The organism is Methanomassiliicoccus sp., assembly GCA_033485155.1.
Classification (GTDB): domain Archaea; phylum Thermoplasmatota; class Thermoplasmata; order Methanomassiliicoccales; family Methanomassiliicoccaceae; genus UBA6.
Genome location: JAWQJJ010000004.1, coordinates 133238 through 150158, shown reverse-complemented (window position 1 = coordinate 150158; position 16921 = coordinate 133238). Strand labels below are relative to the sequence as shown.

The following is a 16921-nucleotide window of genomic DNA, read 5'->3' as shown; positions in this document are numbered from 1 at the left end:
CGCATGTCCCCCAAGACCATATGGGTCCGGGCCGACCTACCCGGAGAGTACGAGGAGCGGAAGAGCATCGTATCCTCCGCCCTGGAGGCCGGGTTCGTAAACATCGTCATCCGGGACGAGGACGCCGCCCTGAAGCGTCTGGGCCGGTTCGAGGCGCTGGTGGCGAGGGGCGACGATATCCTGTCCGGCGAGGAGAGAATCGGGGCGGTAGTGACCATATCTGGTCCGGGCGACCTGTCAAAGGCGTCGGCCATGAGGGACAGGGTCAAGCACCTTATCATCCGGGCCCGGGACTGGAAGGTCATTCCTCTGGAGAACCTCATCGCCGAGTTCCAGGGCTCGAACACCCAGCTAATGGCTTCCGCTTCCACGCCAGAAGAAGCCAAGCTGTTCCTGGAGACAATGGAGAGGGGCGCTGACGGCATCGTCATCGAGGTCGACGACCCGGCCGCCCTGCGCTCGTTCGTCGCCCTCGACCTCCAGGGGCCGGCGAAGGCCGAGCTTACGGCCATCACCGTCACCGGCATCTATCCCCTAACCATGGGGGACCGGGTGTGCGTGGACACCTGCTCGCTGCTGCGTATCGGGGAGGGCATGCTCGTCGGCTCGCAGTCCTCCTGCCTATTCCTGGTCGGTTCGGAGGCCGCGGACTCGGAGTACGTGGCCTCCAGGCCCTTCCGGGTGAACGCTGGCGCTGTGCACTCCTACGTGCTGATGGCCAACGGCCGTACCAAGTACCTATCCGAGCTGAAGGGTGGGGAGGAGGTGCTGGCTGTGGACGGCGAGGGCGCCACGAGGAAGGCCGTGGTGGGCCGGGCGAAGGTCGAGCGGCGGCCCCTGCTGCTCGTAGAAGCAGGGGAAAGTGGAAAAAGGTACAGTACTATTCTCCAAAATGCGGAGACGATCCGGCTATGCACGCCGGACGGGCCGGTCTCCGTGTCCGACCTCGAGGTCGGTCAGAAGGTGCTGGTCAGGCTGGAAGAGGGCGGCAGGCACTTCGGTCACAGCATCAAAGAGACGATAATGGAGAAATGATGAAGGTCTGCGTTTCCCTGATAGAGGAGAATGTCAAGGATGCGGTGGCTGCCGGACTGGCGGCCCAGGAGGGGGGAGCTGACCTGCTGGAGGTGCGCTTCGACCGCATGGCCAAGCTGCCCGAGGACCTCTCCCCATTCCGCCGTCTGACCGTCCCGCGCATCGCCACCCTGAGGACAGTACAGCAGGGAGGCGCCTGCCAGCTGGGAGATGAGGAGCGCCTGCGGTTCTTCCGGCGGGCTGTCCGCATCGGGTTCGAATATTTGGATATCGAGGACGACTCCCCCCTGGTGCGGCGGATGGGACGGGAGCTGAAGAACACCGGGGTCATCTGTTCCCACCATGACTTCGCCGGTACTCCCCCGCTCTCAGGCATACTGGACGCCCTGGTCGGCACGGCCTCCAGGGGCGATGTGGCCAAGGTGGCGTTCCAGGTGAACGGCGTAGGCGACCTGGCCCGCCTCCACGAGGCCGCGAGGATGTTCTCCGTCACCGGTAACCACTTCGTGATGATCGGCATGGGGCCGCTGGGCGAGGTGACCAGGGTGCTGCCCGCCGCGTTCGGGAGCGCGTTCACCTACGCCTCCCTGGAGCAGGGGAAGGAGGCGGCCCCCGGGCAAGTGGACCTCGTCACGCTTAAGGCGCTGGGGGACAAGCCCATAATCACCGGTCTGACCGGCAACCCGCTGGGTCACTCGGCGTCGCCGGCGATGCACGACCGCGCGTTCCGGGCCCTGGGCATCCCCGGCCGATACCTTCTCCTCCCAGCTCAGGACCAGGAGGTAGAGGTGCTCATGGACCTCGTCCGGGACCTGAACCTCAGGGGACTGAACGTGACGATACCCCACAAGGCGTCGGTCATGCCCTACCTCGATTCCATAGATCCCCTGGCCGAGCGGGTGGGGGCGGTCAACGTCATCGTCAACCACAGCGGAAGGCTGGAGGGAAGGAACACCGACGTCACCGGCCTGGAGAAAGCGCTGCTCTCTGCCGATGCGGACCCCCGGGGCAAGGACGTCCTGGTGATCGGGGCGGGGGGCGCGGCCAGGGCCTGCTGCGCCGTCCTCGAGAGAAGGGGAGCGCGCATCTGGGTCACGGATCGCACTGCCTCCCGGGCCCAAGAGCTGGCGAAGAGGTTCCTGGGCCGGGCGGCCGGGCACGGAGAGGTTACCTCTGTCGGGTTCGACATGGTGATAAACTGCACCCCCTTGGGAATGAAAGGATTCCCCGACGAGCTGCCCGTCGACCCCTCGGTCTTCCGGCCGGGACAGTGGGCGGTGGACCTCGTGTACAACCCGTTGGTCACCCGCTTCCTTGCCGAGGCTGGCGGCCGCGGTGCGAAGACGCTTTCGGGAATGGAAATGTTAATCTATCAAGCCATGGATGCTTTCGAGGCCTGGACCGGACAGCGGCCTCCCTATGAGGTCATGGCCGAGGGCGCGAGGACTGGATGACGATGAAGGGCATTGGAGCGAGCCATGGCGCCGCCACCATAGTCAACGCCATAGCGAACGGTAAAGGGGCTGCGTTCGGCCTCGACCTGAGGACCGAGGCCACGGTGGAGCTGACCGAGGGGGACGGTATCAGGGTCGTTATGGAAGGCCTCCCTGATGAGGGCACCGGCCTGGTGGAGAGATGCGTCCAGGGGGTCCTCGACCGCGTGGGCGGAGGGAAACGCTACCATGCCGAAGTAAGAACGACCTCGCAGATCCCGGTGTCCAGGGGGCTCAAGAGCAGCTCGGCAGCGGCCAACGCCGTGATTCTAGCCACCCTCGACGCGTTGAACGAGGAGATGGATCTGGTCGAGGCGGTTCGCATCGGCACCCGGGCGGCGATCGACGCGGGGGTCTCCATCACCGGAGCCTTCGATGATGCCTGCGCCTGCGCCATGGGCGGGGTGGTGCTCACCGACAACCGCTCCGAGGAGGTGCTCTTCCACGGCAGCATGCCCGACTACTTCAGGGTGCTGATCCACGTGCCAGAGTTCAAGGTGCGCAAGGCCTCCCTGCCCAGAGAGAGGATCGCCGCCATCAAGGGCCTGGCGGACCTGGCCTTCGAGGTGGCCCATGAGGGTGATTACTTCAGGGCCCTGACGCTCAACGGGATGTGCTACTCCACCGCCCTGGGCCTCGATCAAGAGGTAGCGGTGAAGGCGCTGATGAACGGTGCCCTGGCCGCTGGGCTGACCGGGACCGGGCCGGCGCTGGTCATGCTTGTGGTGGAGGACAAGGTCCGCGAGTTCAGGGCGGCAATGGGCGGCCTCCAGTTCATAGAGGCGAGGGTCCGCAACCCGGAGGCAGGCGAATGAAGCTCCTGGTCCGCGGTTCAGCGGCCAACGGGAAGGTCCAAGCCCCGCCGTCGAAGAGCTACACTCACCGCGCGATCGTCCTCGCCTCCCTCGCTCACGGTGATTCCAGGCTCCGGGACCCCCTGCTCAGCGGGGACACCCTGGCCACCCTGAAGGGGATGGAACAGTTCGGGGCCATCGCTAGGACGGAGGGCCGGGACCTGGTGATCCGTGGGGGGAAGCTTAAGACGCCGTCGGCACCGATCGACTGCGCGAACTCCGGGACCACTCTGAGACTTCTGTCGGGCATCGCCTCCCTGCTGAGGAACGACATCACCCTCACCGGGGACGAGTCGCTGCGGCAGAGGCCGATGAAGCCCCTTCTGGCGGCGCTTAACGAGATGGGGGTAAAGGCCGCGTCAGTCAAGAACGACGGCTTACCCCCGCTCACCATACGGGGACCCAACCACGGCCGGTGGGCGCATATCAAAGGGGACATCAGCTCGCAGTTCATCTCCTCGCTCCTCATCTCTTCGGCGCTCAAGGAGCTGGACACCGAGATCGTCATCACCACCCCTCTGATGTCCAAGCCGTACGTGGAGATCACCCGGGACATGATGGCCCGGCACGAAGTGATCAGTACGGAGACAAAGAACGGCTACCGCGTGCTGGGGAGCCAGCGATACCGACCTCGGAGCTACGCCATCCCTGGGGACTACTCATCGGCGTCCTTCCCCCTGGTAGCCGGGGCACTGACCGGGAGGGTGGCCGTCACCGGACTGGACCCTCAGGACCGACAGGGTGACCGGGGTGTGCTCGACGTGCTCAGAAGGTTCGGCGCCCCGGTCAGCGTGGACGGGGACACAGTCACCGCGGAGAAGGGCGAGCTGCGCGCCGCATCCATTGATGTCGGGGACATGCCCGACGCCTTCCCCATATTGGCAGTGCTGGCGACCCAGGCCGCGGGCGTATCGCAGCTTACCAATGCCAGGCACCTGCGGTTCAAGGAAAGCGACCGCATCGCCACCACCACATCGTTCCTCAAGCTCATGGGCGCGGACATCGAAGAGCGGGATGATGGCTGTGTGGTCCGAGGACCGACCAGGTTGAAGGGGCGGAACATCGATCCCTCGGGCGACCACCGCATCCTTATGGCTGCCGCCGTAGCCGGGCTGGTGGCCGAGGGCACCACCACCATCTCCGACGGCGATTGCTACAGGATCTCATACCCTGGATTCGTCAAGGACATGGGTGCATTAGGTTGCAGCATGGAGGGATCGTCCTGAACACCATCGGCACCGCGCTGCGGCTCACCTTGTTCGGCTCCAGCCATGGGCCGGGGATCGGCTGCGTGCTGGACGGCGTCCCTGCGGGCGTTCAGGTGGACCGCGATGACCTCCAGCGGGAGGTCGACCTGCGCAAGCCCTCCGGGGCCCTGGGCACCCCCCGGGCGGAGGAGGACCGCGTGGAGATCCTCGCCGGCGTGATGGAGGGCATGACCACCGGAGCACCAGTGGTCATCTTCATCGCCAACAAGAACACCGATTCCTCGAAGTATGAAAAGTTCAAGGTGGTACCGAGGCCGGGTCACGCCGATCTTACCCAGCTGAAGAAGTACGGTGAGACCGTGGACCTGCGCGGAGGAGGACAGTTCTCCGGCCGCATGACCGCGCCCATCGTAGCCGCGGGGGCGGTGGCCAAGGAGATACTGCGCGGTATCGGAATCCAGGTCGCCGCCTACACCCAGAAGCTGGGGTCAGTGGAGGACCCCGAGGACCGCAACCTCAAGGAGGTGCGACGGCAGGCCCGGGAGAACCCGGTGCGGGCGGCCGATCCTGAAATCGCGCTGGAAATGATCCAGGAGATCATGGAGGCTAAGGTCGAGGGGGACAGTGTGGGCGGCATCGTGCGGTGCCTGAGCGTCGGCCTGCCGATCGGGGTCGGGGAACCGTTCTTTGACTCCCTCGAGGGCGAGCTGGCCAAGATGGTCTTCGCCATCCCCGGAGTCAAGGGTATCGAGTTCGGGGTCGGCTTCAGAGCAGCAGGGATGAGAGGCTCGGAGCATAATGACTCCTTTCTGGTGGAGAACGGGGAGGTCCATACCATGACCAACAACGCCGGGGGAGTGCTCGGCGGCCTGTCCAACGGCATGCCCCTCGACCTGAGGGTGGCTTTCAAGCCTACAGCCTCCATATCCCTGGAGCAGAAGAGCATAGACCTTGAGCGGATGGAGGATACCACCATCAGGGTCGAGGGGAGGCACGACCCCTGCATCGTCCCCCGCGCCGTGGTGGTGGTCGAAGCGGCCACCGCCCTGGTGTTGGCCGACCTGTGCCTTAGAGGTGATTTCATTGCGTGAGAGCATAGAAGACATCCGAAAGCGTATCGAGAAGATCGACCGCGAGATCCTTCGTATGATGGCCAACCGTACGGCCGCGGCGGTGGAGATGGGGCAGATGAAGGCTGCCGAGTCCATACCTCTGCGTGCTCCCCAGGTGGAGGAGATGGTCATCGGACGTTATGTGGAAAGGGCCAAGGAGTTCGGCATGTCAGCCGAGTCCGCCCGCCAGATAGCCACCTTGCTCATACGCGAATCCATCGAGCAGCAGGGACATATCCCCCGGCCTCAGATGTCCAAGCGCATCCTCGTCGTCGGCGGCAACGGCCGCATGGGCATGTGGCTGTGCCGGTTCTTCGCCTCCCGGGGCCACCGGATAAGGATCCATGATCAAGGGGAGAACCCCCAATTCCCAGTGGAGAAGGACCTTGAGAGAGGGGTCCGTGACGCCGAGGTCATCGTATTGGCCACCCCCATATCGACCACTCCCGGGGTCCTCGAACAGATATTGGCGATGCAGCCTGCCGGCTTGATACTGGACATAGCCTCCATCAAGACCCCGCTGGTCCCTCTACTGAGGGTAGGCGCGGGGAAGGGAATGAAGGTGTGTTCTCTCCATCCCATGTTCGGTCCCGACACCGCCTCCATAGTCGACCGCAATGTGATCGTATGTCACTGTGGTTCGGCCGACGCCATCGAGATGGCTAACTCCCTGATCGACGGGGCGAACATAATCGAGATGGAGGTGGAGGACCACGACCCGCTGATGGCGTACGTGCTAGGGCTCAGCCATGCGGTCAACATCGCCTTCTTCGAGGCCCTTCGCCAGAGCGGGCGGTCCTTCGAGGAGCTGAACCGGGCATCGTCCACCACCTTCAAGCATCAGGTGGACTCCGCTCGCAACGTTGCATCGGAGAACGCTCAGCTTTACTATGAGATACAGCATCTCAACCCCTTCAACAAGGACGCCCTCGAGTACTTGCAGCGCGCCGTCGACGACCTGAAGGACGCCGCGGTAAAGGGCGACAAGGATGCGTTCGAGCGCATGATGGAAGAGGGCAAGGAATATTTCGGAGGTAAGTAGAGATGGCAAAGGTGAAGGTCGCCGTCCTAGGCGCCACAGGGATGATCGGGCAGCGATTCGTGCAGCTGCTGGAGGACCACCCGCAGTTCGAAATCGCTGGACTGTACGCCTCGGAGCGGTCCGAAGGCAAGAAGCTCGGGGACACCCTGAAGGTCAGGGACTACCAGTTCAAGGAAGACACCATGGAGATGCGGATCGAGCAGCTGGACGTGGCCAAGATCGCCAAGGCTAGCAGGGTTGCCTTCTCCGGACTCCCCACCGACATCGCCGGCGACTTCGAGACCCAGCTGGCAAAGGCCGGCTGCGCGGTGTTCTCCAACGCCGCGCCCCACCGCATGGACGCGGACGTGCCCCTACTGATCCCGGAGTGCAACTCCGACCACATCGAGATGGTGAGGAAACAGTCCACCTTCAGCGAGGGCGGGTACATCGTCACCAACGCCAACTGCTCGACCACCGGGATCGCCATCCCATTAAAGGCAGTGGACTCGGCGTTCGGGCTGGAGTTCGCCTGCATATCGACCTACCAGGCCATCTCCGGGGCCGGCTACCCTGGGGTACCGTCACTGGACATCATGAGCAATGTTGTCCCCTACATCAAATCCGAAGAGGAGAAGATGGAGAGCGAACTGGCCAAGATCCTGGGGTCGGTGCAGGAAGGTAAGTTCGTAGAACATCCCGTGGAGACGCTGGCCAACTGCGCCCGGGTGCCGGTCATCGACGGCCACCTGGAGTCGGTGACCCTGAGGACCATCAAGGACGCCGAGATTGAGGATCTCATCAAGGCCATGGAGGAGTTCAGGGCCGAGCCTCAGACGCTGAAACTGGCTACCGCCCCCCTGCGGCCGATCATCGTGCGCCGCGAGAACAATAGGCCCCAGCCCGCCATGGATGCCAATGCCGGAGAGCCGGAGAGGGCCCGAGGCATGAGCAGCGTGGTCGGTCGCGTTCGTAAGAAAGGTACCTATTTCAAGATGTTCGTGCTCTCCCACAACACCCTCCGGGGTGGCGCGGGCGGGTCGGTGCTCAACGCCGAGCTGGCGTACGCCAAGAAGCTTCTATAGGGTGAGATGTTGAAGAGGACATACGAGGAGATCAACGCCAAGATCGAGAAGGGCGACGCGGTGGTCATGACCGCGGAGGAGGCCATCCAGCTGGTAGAAAGCCAGGGAATCGAGAAGGCCACCAAGGAGGTGGACGTAGTAACTACGGGTACCTTCGGCGCCATGTGTTCCTCGGGCGCTTTCATCAACTTCGGGCATGCCGAGCCGCCCATACGCATGAGCAAGGTATGGTTGAATGACGTGCCCGCCTACACCGGCCTGGCCGCGGTGGACGCTTACATCGGGGCGACGGAGGAAAGGGAGGGCGACGGCCATGAGTACGGCGGCGCCCATGTCATCGAATCGCTGATCGCCGGTGAGGCGGTACACCTCCGCGCCACCGGCCGGGGCACCGACTGCTATCCACGCCGGGACATCGACACCTACATTTCGCTCAAGTCCGTGAACCAGGCGTATATGTACAACCCCCGGAATGCCTATCAGAACTATGGGGTGGCGACCAACTCCTCGGAGAAGGCGCTGTTCACCTACATGGGCAAGTTGCTCCCGCACTACGGCAACGCCACCTACAGCAGCGCCGGGCAGCTGTCCCCACTGCTCAAGGACCCTCAGATGAGGACTATTGGCATGGGGACGCGCATCTTCCTCGGCGGAGGAATCGGCTACGTCGCCTGGGAGGGAACGCAGTTCAAGACCAATATCCCCTACCGCAACGGCGTCCCGTCGTCGTCTGGCCGGACCTTGGCAGTCATAGGCGACCTGCGCGGAATGAGCACGGAGTTCATCCGGGCCCTTGACTTCCATGGCTACGGACTATCCATGGCCGTGGGAATCGGAATACCCATCCCCATCCTGGACCAAGACATGATGACCTGTGCCGCCAGGACCGACGAGGAGATCTTCGCTCCGGTGCTGGACTACTCGATCCAGTCCCGTAACCGCAAGCCGATGATGGAGGTCAGCTACGCCCAGCTGCGCAGCGGCACGGTGGAGCTGTTCGGCAAGAAGGTCAAGACTTCCTCCCTGTCGTCGTACTACAAGGCAAAAGTGATCGCCGAGCGGTTGAAGAAGATGATCAACGAAAAGCAGTTCACCCTCACCAGGCCGGCCGTGGCGATGCCTACCGACAGGTCTCAGAAAGTGCTTGAGGTGTGCTCGAAGGAGGAGGTGCTCTGATGTCCAAACGTAAGTTCAACCTCTACTTCATCCCCGAGCTGGTCAACGAGCCGATCACCTATATCCTGGTCAAGGACTTCGACCTCAAGTTCAACATCCTGAGGGCGGAAGTCAAGGAGAAGGGCGGACAGCTGCTCATCGAGGTCGACGGCAAGCCGGCTCAGATCACCAAGGGCGTCGCTTACCTCCAGGGCATGGGGGTCAAGGTCGAGGAGCTCAACGAGTTCGTCACCAAGGACGAGGAACGATGCACCAACTGTGGCATGTGCGTGTCCATCTGCCCTGCCGACGCCATCGAGATGGACCGTCAGAACTGGAAGGTCATCTTCCATCTGGACAAGTGCATCGCGTGCGGGCTGTGCGTCTCCTCCTGCCCGCCCAAGGCGATGAAGCTCAAGGCATGAACAGGCGGCATTTCGAGGTCGGGGAGACCGCGGTCACCATCGTCGCCGAGGACGAGTTCTTCGGAACGGCACAGGAGTCCATCTTCCGCTCGAGAGAAGTGCTCCAGCGGTTCATTCGGCGCGATCCCCTATTCCAGATGACGCTGGAGCCGTACCCCTGCCCGGAGGAAGCTCCCCCTCTCATCGCCCGCATGTGCGCCTCCGCGGTCAAGGCCGGCGTGGGCCCCATGGCCGCGGTGGCCGGGGCGGTCGCCGAGCGGGCAGTATTGGACATGCAGGCGGCGGGGGCGACCCAGGCCATCGTCGACAACGGCGGGGACATAGCCCTGCTCCTTGATCGCGAGACGAGCATCGGACTGTACGCCGGAGACCTCGTCAAGGGTATCGGCTTCCTATGTCCGCCCCGGGCGGGCGTCTTCGGCATCTGCACCTCCTCGGCCACTATCGGCCCCTCCCTGTCCTTCGGCATCTCCGACGCGGCCACGGTGATCTCCGCCGATGTCACTCTTGCCGACGCCTGTGCCACCCGGCTGGGAAACCTCCTGACCTCCGGTGAGGACGGGGCAATGTGCACAGCGCTCGACGACGTGTGTTCAATCCCGGGGATCGAGGGGGCGGTGGCGGTGGTCGGGGAGAAGGTGGCGATGAAGGGACGCCTTCCCCACCTCACCCGGGTTACCGTTCCCCCGGGGAAGGTGGCCAAGATCGAGTTTTCCTCGCTCTCCTGATCAGTGCTTGGCCTTGTGCTTCAGCTTCAGTAGGTTTATGCATTTCTTGGAGCCGCGCTCTACCTTCTCTTCGCGGCAGCGGAGCTTGTTGGAGCACATAAAGCAGCGGGTGTACCATTTCAGAACTTCGCCAGTGTCTTCTTTGCCAGCCATGGTGTGACCTCGCCCATCGGGGCGAGGGTACATGTCGTTCGGAAGCAAAATATCTCTCTTCCCCGCTACCGTGGAGATGTTATGGAACCTAGAGACCGCTTCTTCTATGGGCTCAGCTTCGCCGGGGCGCTGGCGATCCTCAGCTCGACCATGGCCAAGAATCCAGTCCTGGTTCCGTTCGCGAGGAGCCTGGGAGCTGACACCACGCTCCTCGGGCTGATCGCCGCGGCCTCCACCCTGCCTGGCATACTCGTTTCCCTGCCCGCTGGTTCCCTGTCAGATGTCCTTGGACGGAAGAGGGTGATGTACACGGCGGCAGCGATCTTCGCCACCGCACCGCTCCTATACCTCGCGGTCACCACGCCCGGACAGCTCATGGCGGTGAGGTTCTACCATGGCTTCGCCACCGCGATCTTCGGGACGGTGGCCAGCGCCGCCATCGTAGACAACTTCCCGGATCTCAAAGCTGCCAGGCTGTCGTTCTACTCTTCGGCCACCATCATCGGACGGGGGGTCGCCCCGTTCCTGGGAGGGGGGATCATCGTGCTTACCATGGGCAACTATCGGGACGTCTACTGGGCGGTGTCGATGGCCGGCGTCGCTGCACTGGTGGCCATCGTGGCCGTGTACGGCCAAGGGCGGGACGCAACAGGTAAGGGGCGCAAGGGTGCCCCGATCATGCAGCAGCTGCTGTCCATCGTCACCGACCGCCGAGTGCTGGTGGCTTCGTCGATGGAGGCAGCTCAGTACCTGACCTACGGGGCTTTCGAGGTGTTCTCCGTGGACTACGCCGTCAATCATGGGTTGGACCCCTTATGGTGGGCCCTCATCGGCGGTGCCCAGCTAGTAACCGTCGTGCTGACCAAGCCCCTCATGGGTCGCTTGTCCGATCGCCGCGGGAGACGAGAGTTCATCGTCATAGGTCTGCTGGTGTGCGCGCTGGGAGTCCTGCTGTATCCTCTGACCTCGGAGCCACTGATCCTGGTTGCGTTATCGGCGGTGTTCGGGTTCGGATTCTCGTCCGTCACTTCGTCGACCCAGGCATTGGTCTCGGACCTGTGCGTGCAATCATCGTCCGGATCAACCATGGGGTTCTTGAACACCATCATGGACGTGGGGCAGTTCGCCGGCCCCATCTTCATATCGCTCATCATCGGCAACGCGCTATGGTATCTGGGAGGGTTCTGGACAATGGCTGCTGTGCTGTTGGCCGCGGCAGCGCTGTTCTACTGGACCTTCCGCGGAGAGCGGGTGAGCGATAGAGGCCCGCCTAGAAGCCTTTCAGTCCGTCGGTGATCATCCTGCGAGCGGCGGGGTTGGTGATGTTTCCGAGGACCACCCTGCGAGCGGTGGAGTTGACCATCATGGTTCGGAGGAGCTCCAGCACTCCCGATCCGCTCTTCCATGCCCCCAGGAAGGAGCCGTAACCGTCGTTGACCAGAGCCTCCAGCTCCTCCCGGGAGGCGTGCTCAGGGAAGTATTCATAGACGCGATGGTTTGTCTTCCAGTCCTCGACCCTCACCACGCCGTTGCTCTTCATCTGCTCCCACAACGGAGTTCCGACGAGGAAGTCCAGTATGTTGTACTGTACACCGTGAGGGCGAAGGGACTGAGCGAACTGAATCGTCGATTTCATCTCCTCCCGGGACTCGATGGGGGCACCGAGGATGTAGGAAGTTATGACCAGCATCCCCGCCCGCTTGGCATTGGCCACGGCCTCCGCCGTCCGCTCGGGGGTCTGCTTCTTGTTATAGTATTCCAGCACATTGGGCGAGGATGACTCCGCGCCGAAGTAGATGACGTTGAAGCCGGCGGACTTCATCTGTTTCAGAAGAGAGAGCTGGGCATGACCGGCCCGGCCCTCGCAATATAGCCTCATGCGAATGTTTCGCTCCTTGATCTGGCGGCAGATATCCTCCACCCTCTCCACGGACTGGGTGAAGTTATCGTCGACCATAACGCACTCCCGGTATCCCTGCTTATAGAGCATCTCCAGCTCATCGACCACGCTCTTCGCTCCCCTTGGCCGCCATCGCCGCTCGGAGAAGGCGGCGCAGGAGCAGTAGGTGCAGGAGAAGGGGCAGCCCCGGGAAGTCGAGATGGTGGTGAACCGGCCGAAGGTCAGGGGCACCCCTTGGAACATGTAACCGTACTCGAAATCGCCGAGCAGACTGCGGTCTGGGAAGTCCAGTGCATCGAGGTCCTGGACCAGGGTGAGAGGGCGCTCGAACAGGGTACCGTCGGAGCGGACGAAAGAGATGCCTTCCACATCGGTGGGCTCGGTCTCCGCCTCGATGTGGTCCAGAAGTCTGGGGAGGGAGCGCTCAGCCTCCCCCTTAATTATGAAATCGATGAACCAGTACTCGTTGAGTATCTCCCTGGCGGCGAAGGTGGCGTGGTAACCGCCCAGCACAATGGTCAGGTCCGGCAATAGCTGATGCGCCCTGCTCATCACCTCCATGGTGGCGGTGAAGGTATGGGTCGAGCAGTTCATGCCCAGGACGTCCGGGCGCTCCCTCACCACCCGGTCCACCAGCTCCTCCACGGTCAGATTGTGGCAGAACGCGTCCACCACCACGACCTCGTCTCCCCTCTCCTTCCGTACACTGCCGGCCAGATAGAGGAGTCCCAATGGTGGCCACTTCTCGGTGGTCTTCCATGGGGGGGTGGTGAGCATCACTTTCATTTGGCCTTGCAAATTGTCAAGAGTCGATAAAATAGTTTTTGAACCGTTCCCGATGTAGAATCCGGTGCTGGGCGCAGGCAACTCCCATATGTTATTTATGGGGACAGGCTATCACCTTTGACGCTTTAGAAAGGTGAAGTGATGTCCATCAAACTGGCCGTGCCAAACAAAGGGCGGCTGAACGAGCGGTCCATCGAAATCCTGAACCAGGCAGGTTTGGAGATCGAGGACGGAGGAGACAGGAAGCTGTACGCCAACGTCAAGAACAGCGACCTTTCGGTCATGTTCCTACGAGCCCAGGACATCGTGAGGTTCGTCCATAAGGGCGCGGTGGACATGGGCATCACCGGTTACGACCTCGTGCTGGAGTCCGGACTGAAGGTCCACAAGCTCATGGACATGGGCTTCGGGCGGTGCCGGTTGTCGGTTGCGGTCCCCGAGGGCCGGGGTATCGACACGGTGCAGGACATTCCCGATGGGTCCATGGTCGCCACCTCCTTCCCCGGCATGGCCCAAAGGTACTTCGAGACCCAGGGCAAGAAGGTGGATATCACCACCATCACGGGGGCCGCCGAGGTCACTCCCTACCTGGGGGTCGCCGACCTTATCGTGGACCTGGTGTCCAGCGGAAGCACCCTCAAGACCAACCGGCTGAAGGAGATCGCCGTGATTGCCGAATCCCAGGCCGTGCTCATAGCCAATGAGCAGGCGATGCGCACCCGGGGCACCGAGTTGGAGGAGCTGGCGTCGGCGATCCGCAGTGTGATGGACGCCGAGGGCAAGCGCTACCTGATGGCCGATGTGCCAGTGGCTGTCCTCAACGAGGTCAGGGCCTTCCTCCCGGGGATCGCTGGACCAACGGTGATGCCCCTCATGGGCCGGGACGACGCGGTCGCCATCCACGTGGTGGTGGACAAGTCCGCGATCTACCAATCGGTCAACCGCCTGAAGCGGCTGGGAGCATCGGGCATCCTGATCGTCCCCATCGACCGCATGGTGCCTTGAGGTGGAAGGATGAACGACTCATGGATCCGCACCACCGTGAGGGACATCCCTCTGTACTATAACCCTAAGATCAAGGCCGTGCGCATGGACACCTCGGTCAACGTGCTGGGGCCGAACACCGTGGTCAAGGACGTGCTCACCACGTGCATGGGCCTCGACCTCAACCAGTACCCGGCCCCGTACTCCGACGACCTTCGCAACGCCTTGGCCGAGAAGTACGGACTGGCGGCGGACAACTTCGTCGTCGGCAACGGCTCGGACGAAGCCCTGGACGTCGCGTTCAAATCGTTCATGGAGCCCGGCGAGACCGTGGTCGCACCATACCCGTCGTACGTGCTGCACGGCTTCTTCGTCAAGGTCAACAGCGGCCGCTTCGTCAACGTCGACCTGCGGCCGGGGTTCCAGCTGGACCCCGACGCCCTGCTGAAGGCGAAGGGGAAGATCATCATACTGTGCACCCCCAACAATCCCACTGCCAACTGCTTCGACCACCGGGACGTGGAGCGGGTGGTCAGCGAGCACGATGGGCCGGTCATCGTGGACGAGGCTTACGGAGAGTTCGCCCGGGACTCATTCATGTCTCGGGTGGAAGAATTCGACAACCTCATCGTCACCCGCACCTTCTCCAAGGCCTACGGCCTGGCGGGCTTCCGCGTCGGCTACATGGCTTCCAACCTCAAGATGGCCGGGGTCATGCAGCGGGTGAAGATACCGTATTCGTTGGACCGGGTGAGCGAGATGGTCTCCGTCGCTGCCCTCACCAACACCTCCTATGTGGACGCGGCCGTGAAGCTGGTGTGCTCGGAGCGTGACCGCTTATCCTCCGGCCTGAGATCCTTGGGGTTCCAGCCGTTCCCCTCGGAGAGCAACTTCATCATGTTCCGCAGCCCGCGGCCCTCCAAAGAGCTGGTGTCCAGATTGGCGGACAAGGGCGTGCTCATCCGCGATTTCGGTCACCTGAGGATGCTGGAGGACTGCGTTCGAACGACGATCGGCACCAAAGAATTGAACGACCTGCTGCTGAACAAGCTGAAAGAGGTGACCGAGGAATGGTGAACATCCGGAGGTCGGTGAAGTACCCCGAGGAGAACGATTCCTATCGCATCGGACAGCGGCCCAAGGTCCGCGTGGCCGTCGCCGATTATGGGGTCGGCAACCTGCACTCCATTCGCAAGGCCCTGGAGATTGCCGGTGCCAGGCCGGTCATCGAATCGAACATGCACAACCTGCTAGACGCCGAGGTCATCGTGTTCCCCGGAGTGGGCGCGTTCGACAGCGCCATGGAACGCCTCCTGCCGTACCGTGACATCATTGTCGACCGGCTGGAGGCGGGGACGCCGTGCCTGGGCATCTGCATCGGGGCGCAGATCCTGTTCGAGGAGAGTGAAGAGGGCTCCGGGCCGGGGCTGGGGTTCATAAAAGGTAGGGTCATCCGCCTGGAAGCCGAGAGAGTGCCTCACATGGGGTGGAACAGGGTCGATTCAAGCGACACTTCGTTCGACGAGGTCACCTCGCCGTACTTCTACTTCGCCCACTCCTTCCACGGAAGCCCGGAGGAGGATGTGACCATCGCCACGACCGATTACTTCGGGCGATTCCCCTCGGCGTTCAGAAAAAAGAATGTGCTTGGAGTGCAATTCCACCCGGAGAAGAGCAGCGTTTCCGGAGCGACCTTCCTACGGAACTTCGTCAGATTCATCGAGGCCAAGCTATGATGGTATTCCCCGCAGTGGACATATTGGACGGCAAGGCTGTCCAGCTGGTAGGCGGCAAGCCTGGAACGGAGAAGGTATCCCTCCCCAACCCCCGCGATGTGGCCTTGGATTGGGAGAGCAAGGGCGCACCGGCGATCCACGTGGTCGACCTTAACGCGGCCATGGGACGGGGGGATAACTTCGAGGCCATCACCTCCATCATGTCGCGGGTCAAGGTGCCCATTCAGGTCGGTGGGGGCATCCGCACCACCGAGGCGGCGCAGACCCTGTTGACCCTGGGAGCCGCCAGGGTCGTCGTGGGCACCCGGGCCATAACCGATCCCTATTGGTTCTACGAGTTGGTGCGGACCAACCGCAACCGGATCATCCTTGCGCTGGACACCAAGGACGGGAAGATCCAGCTCAAGGGCTGGAAGGAGTCGTCGGAGAGCAAGCTGCGTGAGACGCTAAAGGCGACCGAGGGCCTTCCCCTGGCAGGCGTGCTTCACACCAACGTCAATGTGGAGGGAAAAGCTAAGGGCATCGACTTGGAGGAGATACGGCACTTCGTGGAGATATGCCCCCACGATGTCATCATCTCCGGGGGCATCACCACCACTGACGATCTCGCCACCCTGGAGAGCGTGGGCGTGAAGTCGGCAGTGGTCGGGCTCGCCCTGTACAAGGGCACGATCAGACCGGAGGAGGTGTGGAAGTGATTAGGGAAGCCAAGCTGTCCCGCAAGACCAAGGAGACCTCCATCTCCCTATCCCTGTTCCTCGATGGTTCGGGAAAGGCCAAGGTCACCACTGACGATCAGTTCCTGAAGCACATGATGGAGACCCTCACCCGGTACGCGTCCTTCGACCTCACCATGGACGCCAGCGGGGATAACGATCACCACCTGGTGGAGGACGTCGCCATCGCTCTGGGCGCGGCGTTCCGACAGGCCCTGGGCGACCTGCCGGTCGATCGCATCGCCTCGGCCATGGTGCCCATGGACGACGCGCTGGTCACCGCAGCGGTGGACATCGTAGACCGACCGTACTGCGACACCGACTGCCCCGACCCCTTGTATTCGCACTTCCTGCGCTCCTTCTCGATGTCATCGGGCATCACCCTGCATGTCATCGTGCACCGAGGGCTGGACGACCACCACGTGATCGAGGCCACCTTCAAGGCCCTAGGCTTGGCGCTGAAGAAGGCCATCGTGCCCCGGGAGAACGTCCTGAGCACCAAGGATGCCGTGCGGTTCAGGAGCGGTTAG

General features: G+C 62.7%; 18 protein-coding genes. 16 read left to right on the top strand and 2 right to left on the bottom strand.

Annotation, left to right across the window (positions count from 1 at the left end):
* Nucleotides 1-3: 3 nt before the first annotated feature.
* The 10 genes from SA339_07775 to SA339_07730 are packed head-to-tail and all read left to right on the top strand — an operon-like array spanning nt 4 to nt 10116.
* On the top strand, nt 4-1035 hold the full coding sequence (locus SA339_07775) for a 3-dehydroquinate synthase II (GenBank protein MDW5563110.1): 1032 nt from the start codon (nt 4-6) through the stop codon (nt 1033-1035).
* Nucleotides 1035-2489: a shikimate dehydrogenase gene (locus tag SA339_07770; protein MDW5563109.1), complete on the top strand. Its 1455-nt coding sequence runs from the start codon at nt 1035-1037 to the stop codon at nt 2487-2489. Before SA339_07775 ends, SA339_07770 begins: the two co-directional genes overlap by 1 nt.
* The gene (locus SA339_07765; protein MDW5563108.1) at nt 2486-3343 is read left to right on the top strand and encodes a shikimate kinase; all 858 of its coding nucleotides are present in this window, start codon (nt 2486-2488) and stop codon (nt 3341-3343) included. The genes SA339_07770 and SA339_07765 overlap by 4 nt, the downstream gene beginning before the upstream one ends.
* The gene (aroA, locus tag SA339_07760) at nt 3340-4608 is read left to right on the top strand and encodes a 3-phosphoshikimate 1-carboxyvinyltransferase (protein MDW5563107.1); all 1269 of its coding nucleotides are present in this window, start codon (nt 3340-3342) and stop codon (nt 4606-4608) included. The genes SA339_07765 and aroA overlap by 4 nt, the downstream gene beginning before the upstream one ends.
* Complete coding sequence (gene aroC, locus SA339_07755) at nt 4584-5681, top strand: chorismate synthase (protein ID MDW5563106.1); 1098 nt, start codon at nt 4584-4586, stop codon at nt 5679-5681. The genes aroA and aroC overlap by 25 nt, the downstream gene beginning before the upstream one ends.
* Nucleotides 5674-6744 carry a prephenate dehydrogenase/arogenate dehydrogenase family protein gene (locus tag SA339_07750; GenBank protein ID MDW5563105.1) on the top strand — a complete coding sequence of 357 codons (1071 nt, stop codon included), beginning with the start codon at nt 5674-5676 and terminating at the stop codon, nt 6742-6744. The genes aroC and SA339_07750 overlap by 8 nt, the downstream gene beginning before the upstream one ends.
* A gap of 2 nt (nt 6745-6746) precedes the next feature.
* Entirely contained in the window at nt 6747-7808 is a 1062-nt protein-coding gene (gene asd, locus SA339_07745) for an aspartate-semialdehyde dehydrogenase (GenBank protein MDW5563104.1), read from the top strand.
* Nucleotides 7809-7814: 6 nt separating this feature from the next.
* Nucleotides 7815-8984: a homocysteine biosynthesis protein gene (locus SA339_07740; protein MDW5563103.1), complete on the top strand. Its 1170-nt coding sequence runs from the start codon at nt 7815-7817 to the stop codon at nt 8982-8984.
* Nucleotides 8984-9388 (top strand): 4Fe-4S binding protein, encoded by a 405-nt coding sequence (locus SA339_07735; GenBank protein ID MDW5563102.1) that lies wholly within the window; start codon nt 8984-8986, stop codon nt 9386-9388. The genes SA339_07740 and SA339_07735 overlap by 1 nt, the downstream gene beginning before the upstream one ends.
* Nucleotides 9385-10116 (top strand): UPF0280 family protein, encoded by a 732-nt coding sequence (locus tag SA339_07730; GenBank protein MDW5563101.1) that lies wholly within the window; start codon nt 9385-9387, stop codon nt 10114-10116. Before SA339_07735 ends, SA339_07730 begins: the two co-directional genes overlap by 4 nt.
* On the opposite strand, the gene SA339_07725 is transcribed toward SA339_07730, so the two are convergent.
* A complete protein-coding gene (locus SA339_07725; protein ID MDW5563100.1) occupies nt 10117-10269 on the bottom strand; it encodes a hypothetical protein in 153 nt (50 codons plus the stop codon).
* An 81-nt stretch (nt 10270-10350) separates the two neighbouring features.
* On the opposite strand from SA339_07725, the gene SA339_07720 reads away from it, so the two are divergent.
* The gene (locus tag SA339_07720; GenBank protein MDW5563099.1) at nt 10351-11565 is read left to right on the top strand and encodes an MFS transporter; all 1215 of its coding nucleotides are present in this window, start codon (nt 10351-10353) and stop codon (nt 11563-11565) included.
* On the opposite strand, the gene SA339_07715 is transcribed toward SA339_07720, so the two are convergent.
* Nucleotides 11540-12955 carry a radical SAM protein gene (locus SA339_07715; GenBank protein ID MDW5563098.1) on the bottom strand — a complete coding sequence of 472 codons (1416 nt, stop codon included), beginning with the start codon at nt 12953-12955 and terminating at the stop codon, nt 11540-11542. The two genes, SA339_07720 and SA339_07715, sit on opposite strands and share 26 nt — an antisense overlap.
* 141 nt (nt 12956-13096) lie before the next feature.
* Between SA339_07715 and hisG the strand changes: the two genes are divergently transcribed.
* Genes hisG through SA339_07690 form a run of 5 tightly spaced genes read left to right on the top strand, consistent with a single transcriptional unit; the run spans nt 13097 to nt 16921 of the window.
* On the top strand, nt 13097-13960 hold the full coding sequence (gene hisG / locus SA339_07710; protein MDW5563097.1) for an ATP phosphoribosyltransferase: 864 nt from the start codon (nt 13097-13099) through the stop codon (nt 13958-13960).
* Nucleotides 13961-13969: 9 nt separating this feature from the next.
* A complete protein-coding gene (hisC, locus tag SA339_07705) occupies nt 13970-15016 on the top strand; it encodes a histidinol-phosphate transaminase (protein ID MDW5563096.1) in 1047 nt (348 codons plus the stop codon).
* Complete coding sequence (hisH, locus tag SA339_07700) at nt 15010-15675, top strand: imidazole glycerol phosphate synthase subunit HisH (GenBank protein MDW5563095.1); 666 nt, start codon at nt 15010-15012, stop codon at nt 15673-15675. The genes hisC and hisH overlap by 7 nt, the downstream gene beginning before the upstream one ends.
* A complete protein-coding gene (gene hisA / locus SA339_07695; protein ID MDW5563094.1) occupies nt 15672-16373 on the top strand; it encodes a 1-(5-phosphoribosyl)-5-[(5-phosphoribosylamino)methylideneamino]imidazole-4-carboxamide isomerase in 702 nt (233 codons plus the stop codon). The genes hisH and hisA overlap by 4 nt, the downstream gene beginning before the upstream one ends.
* Nucleotides 16370-16921, top strand: a complete 552-nt coding sequence (locus tag SA339_07690) for an imidazoleglycerol-phosphate dehydratase (GenBank protein MDW5563093.1) — start codon at nt 16370-16372, stop codon at nt 16919-16921. Before hisA ends, SA339_07690 begins: the two co-directional genes overlap by 4 nt.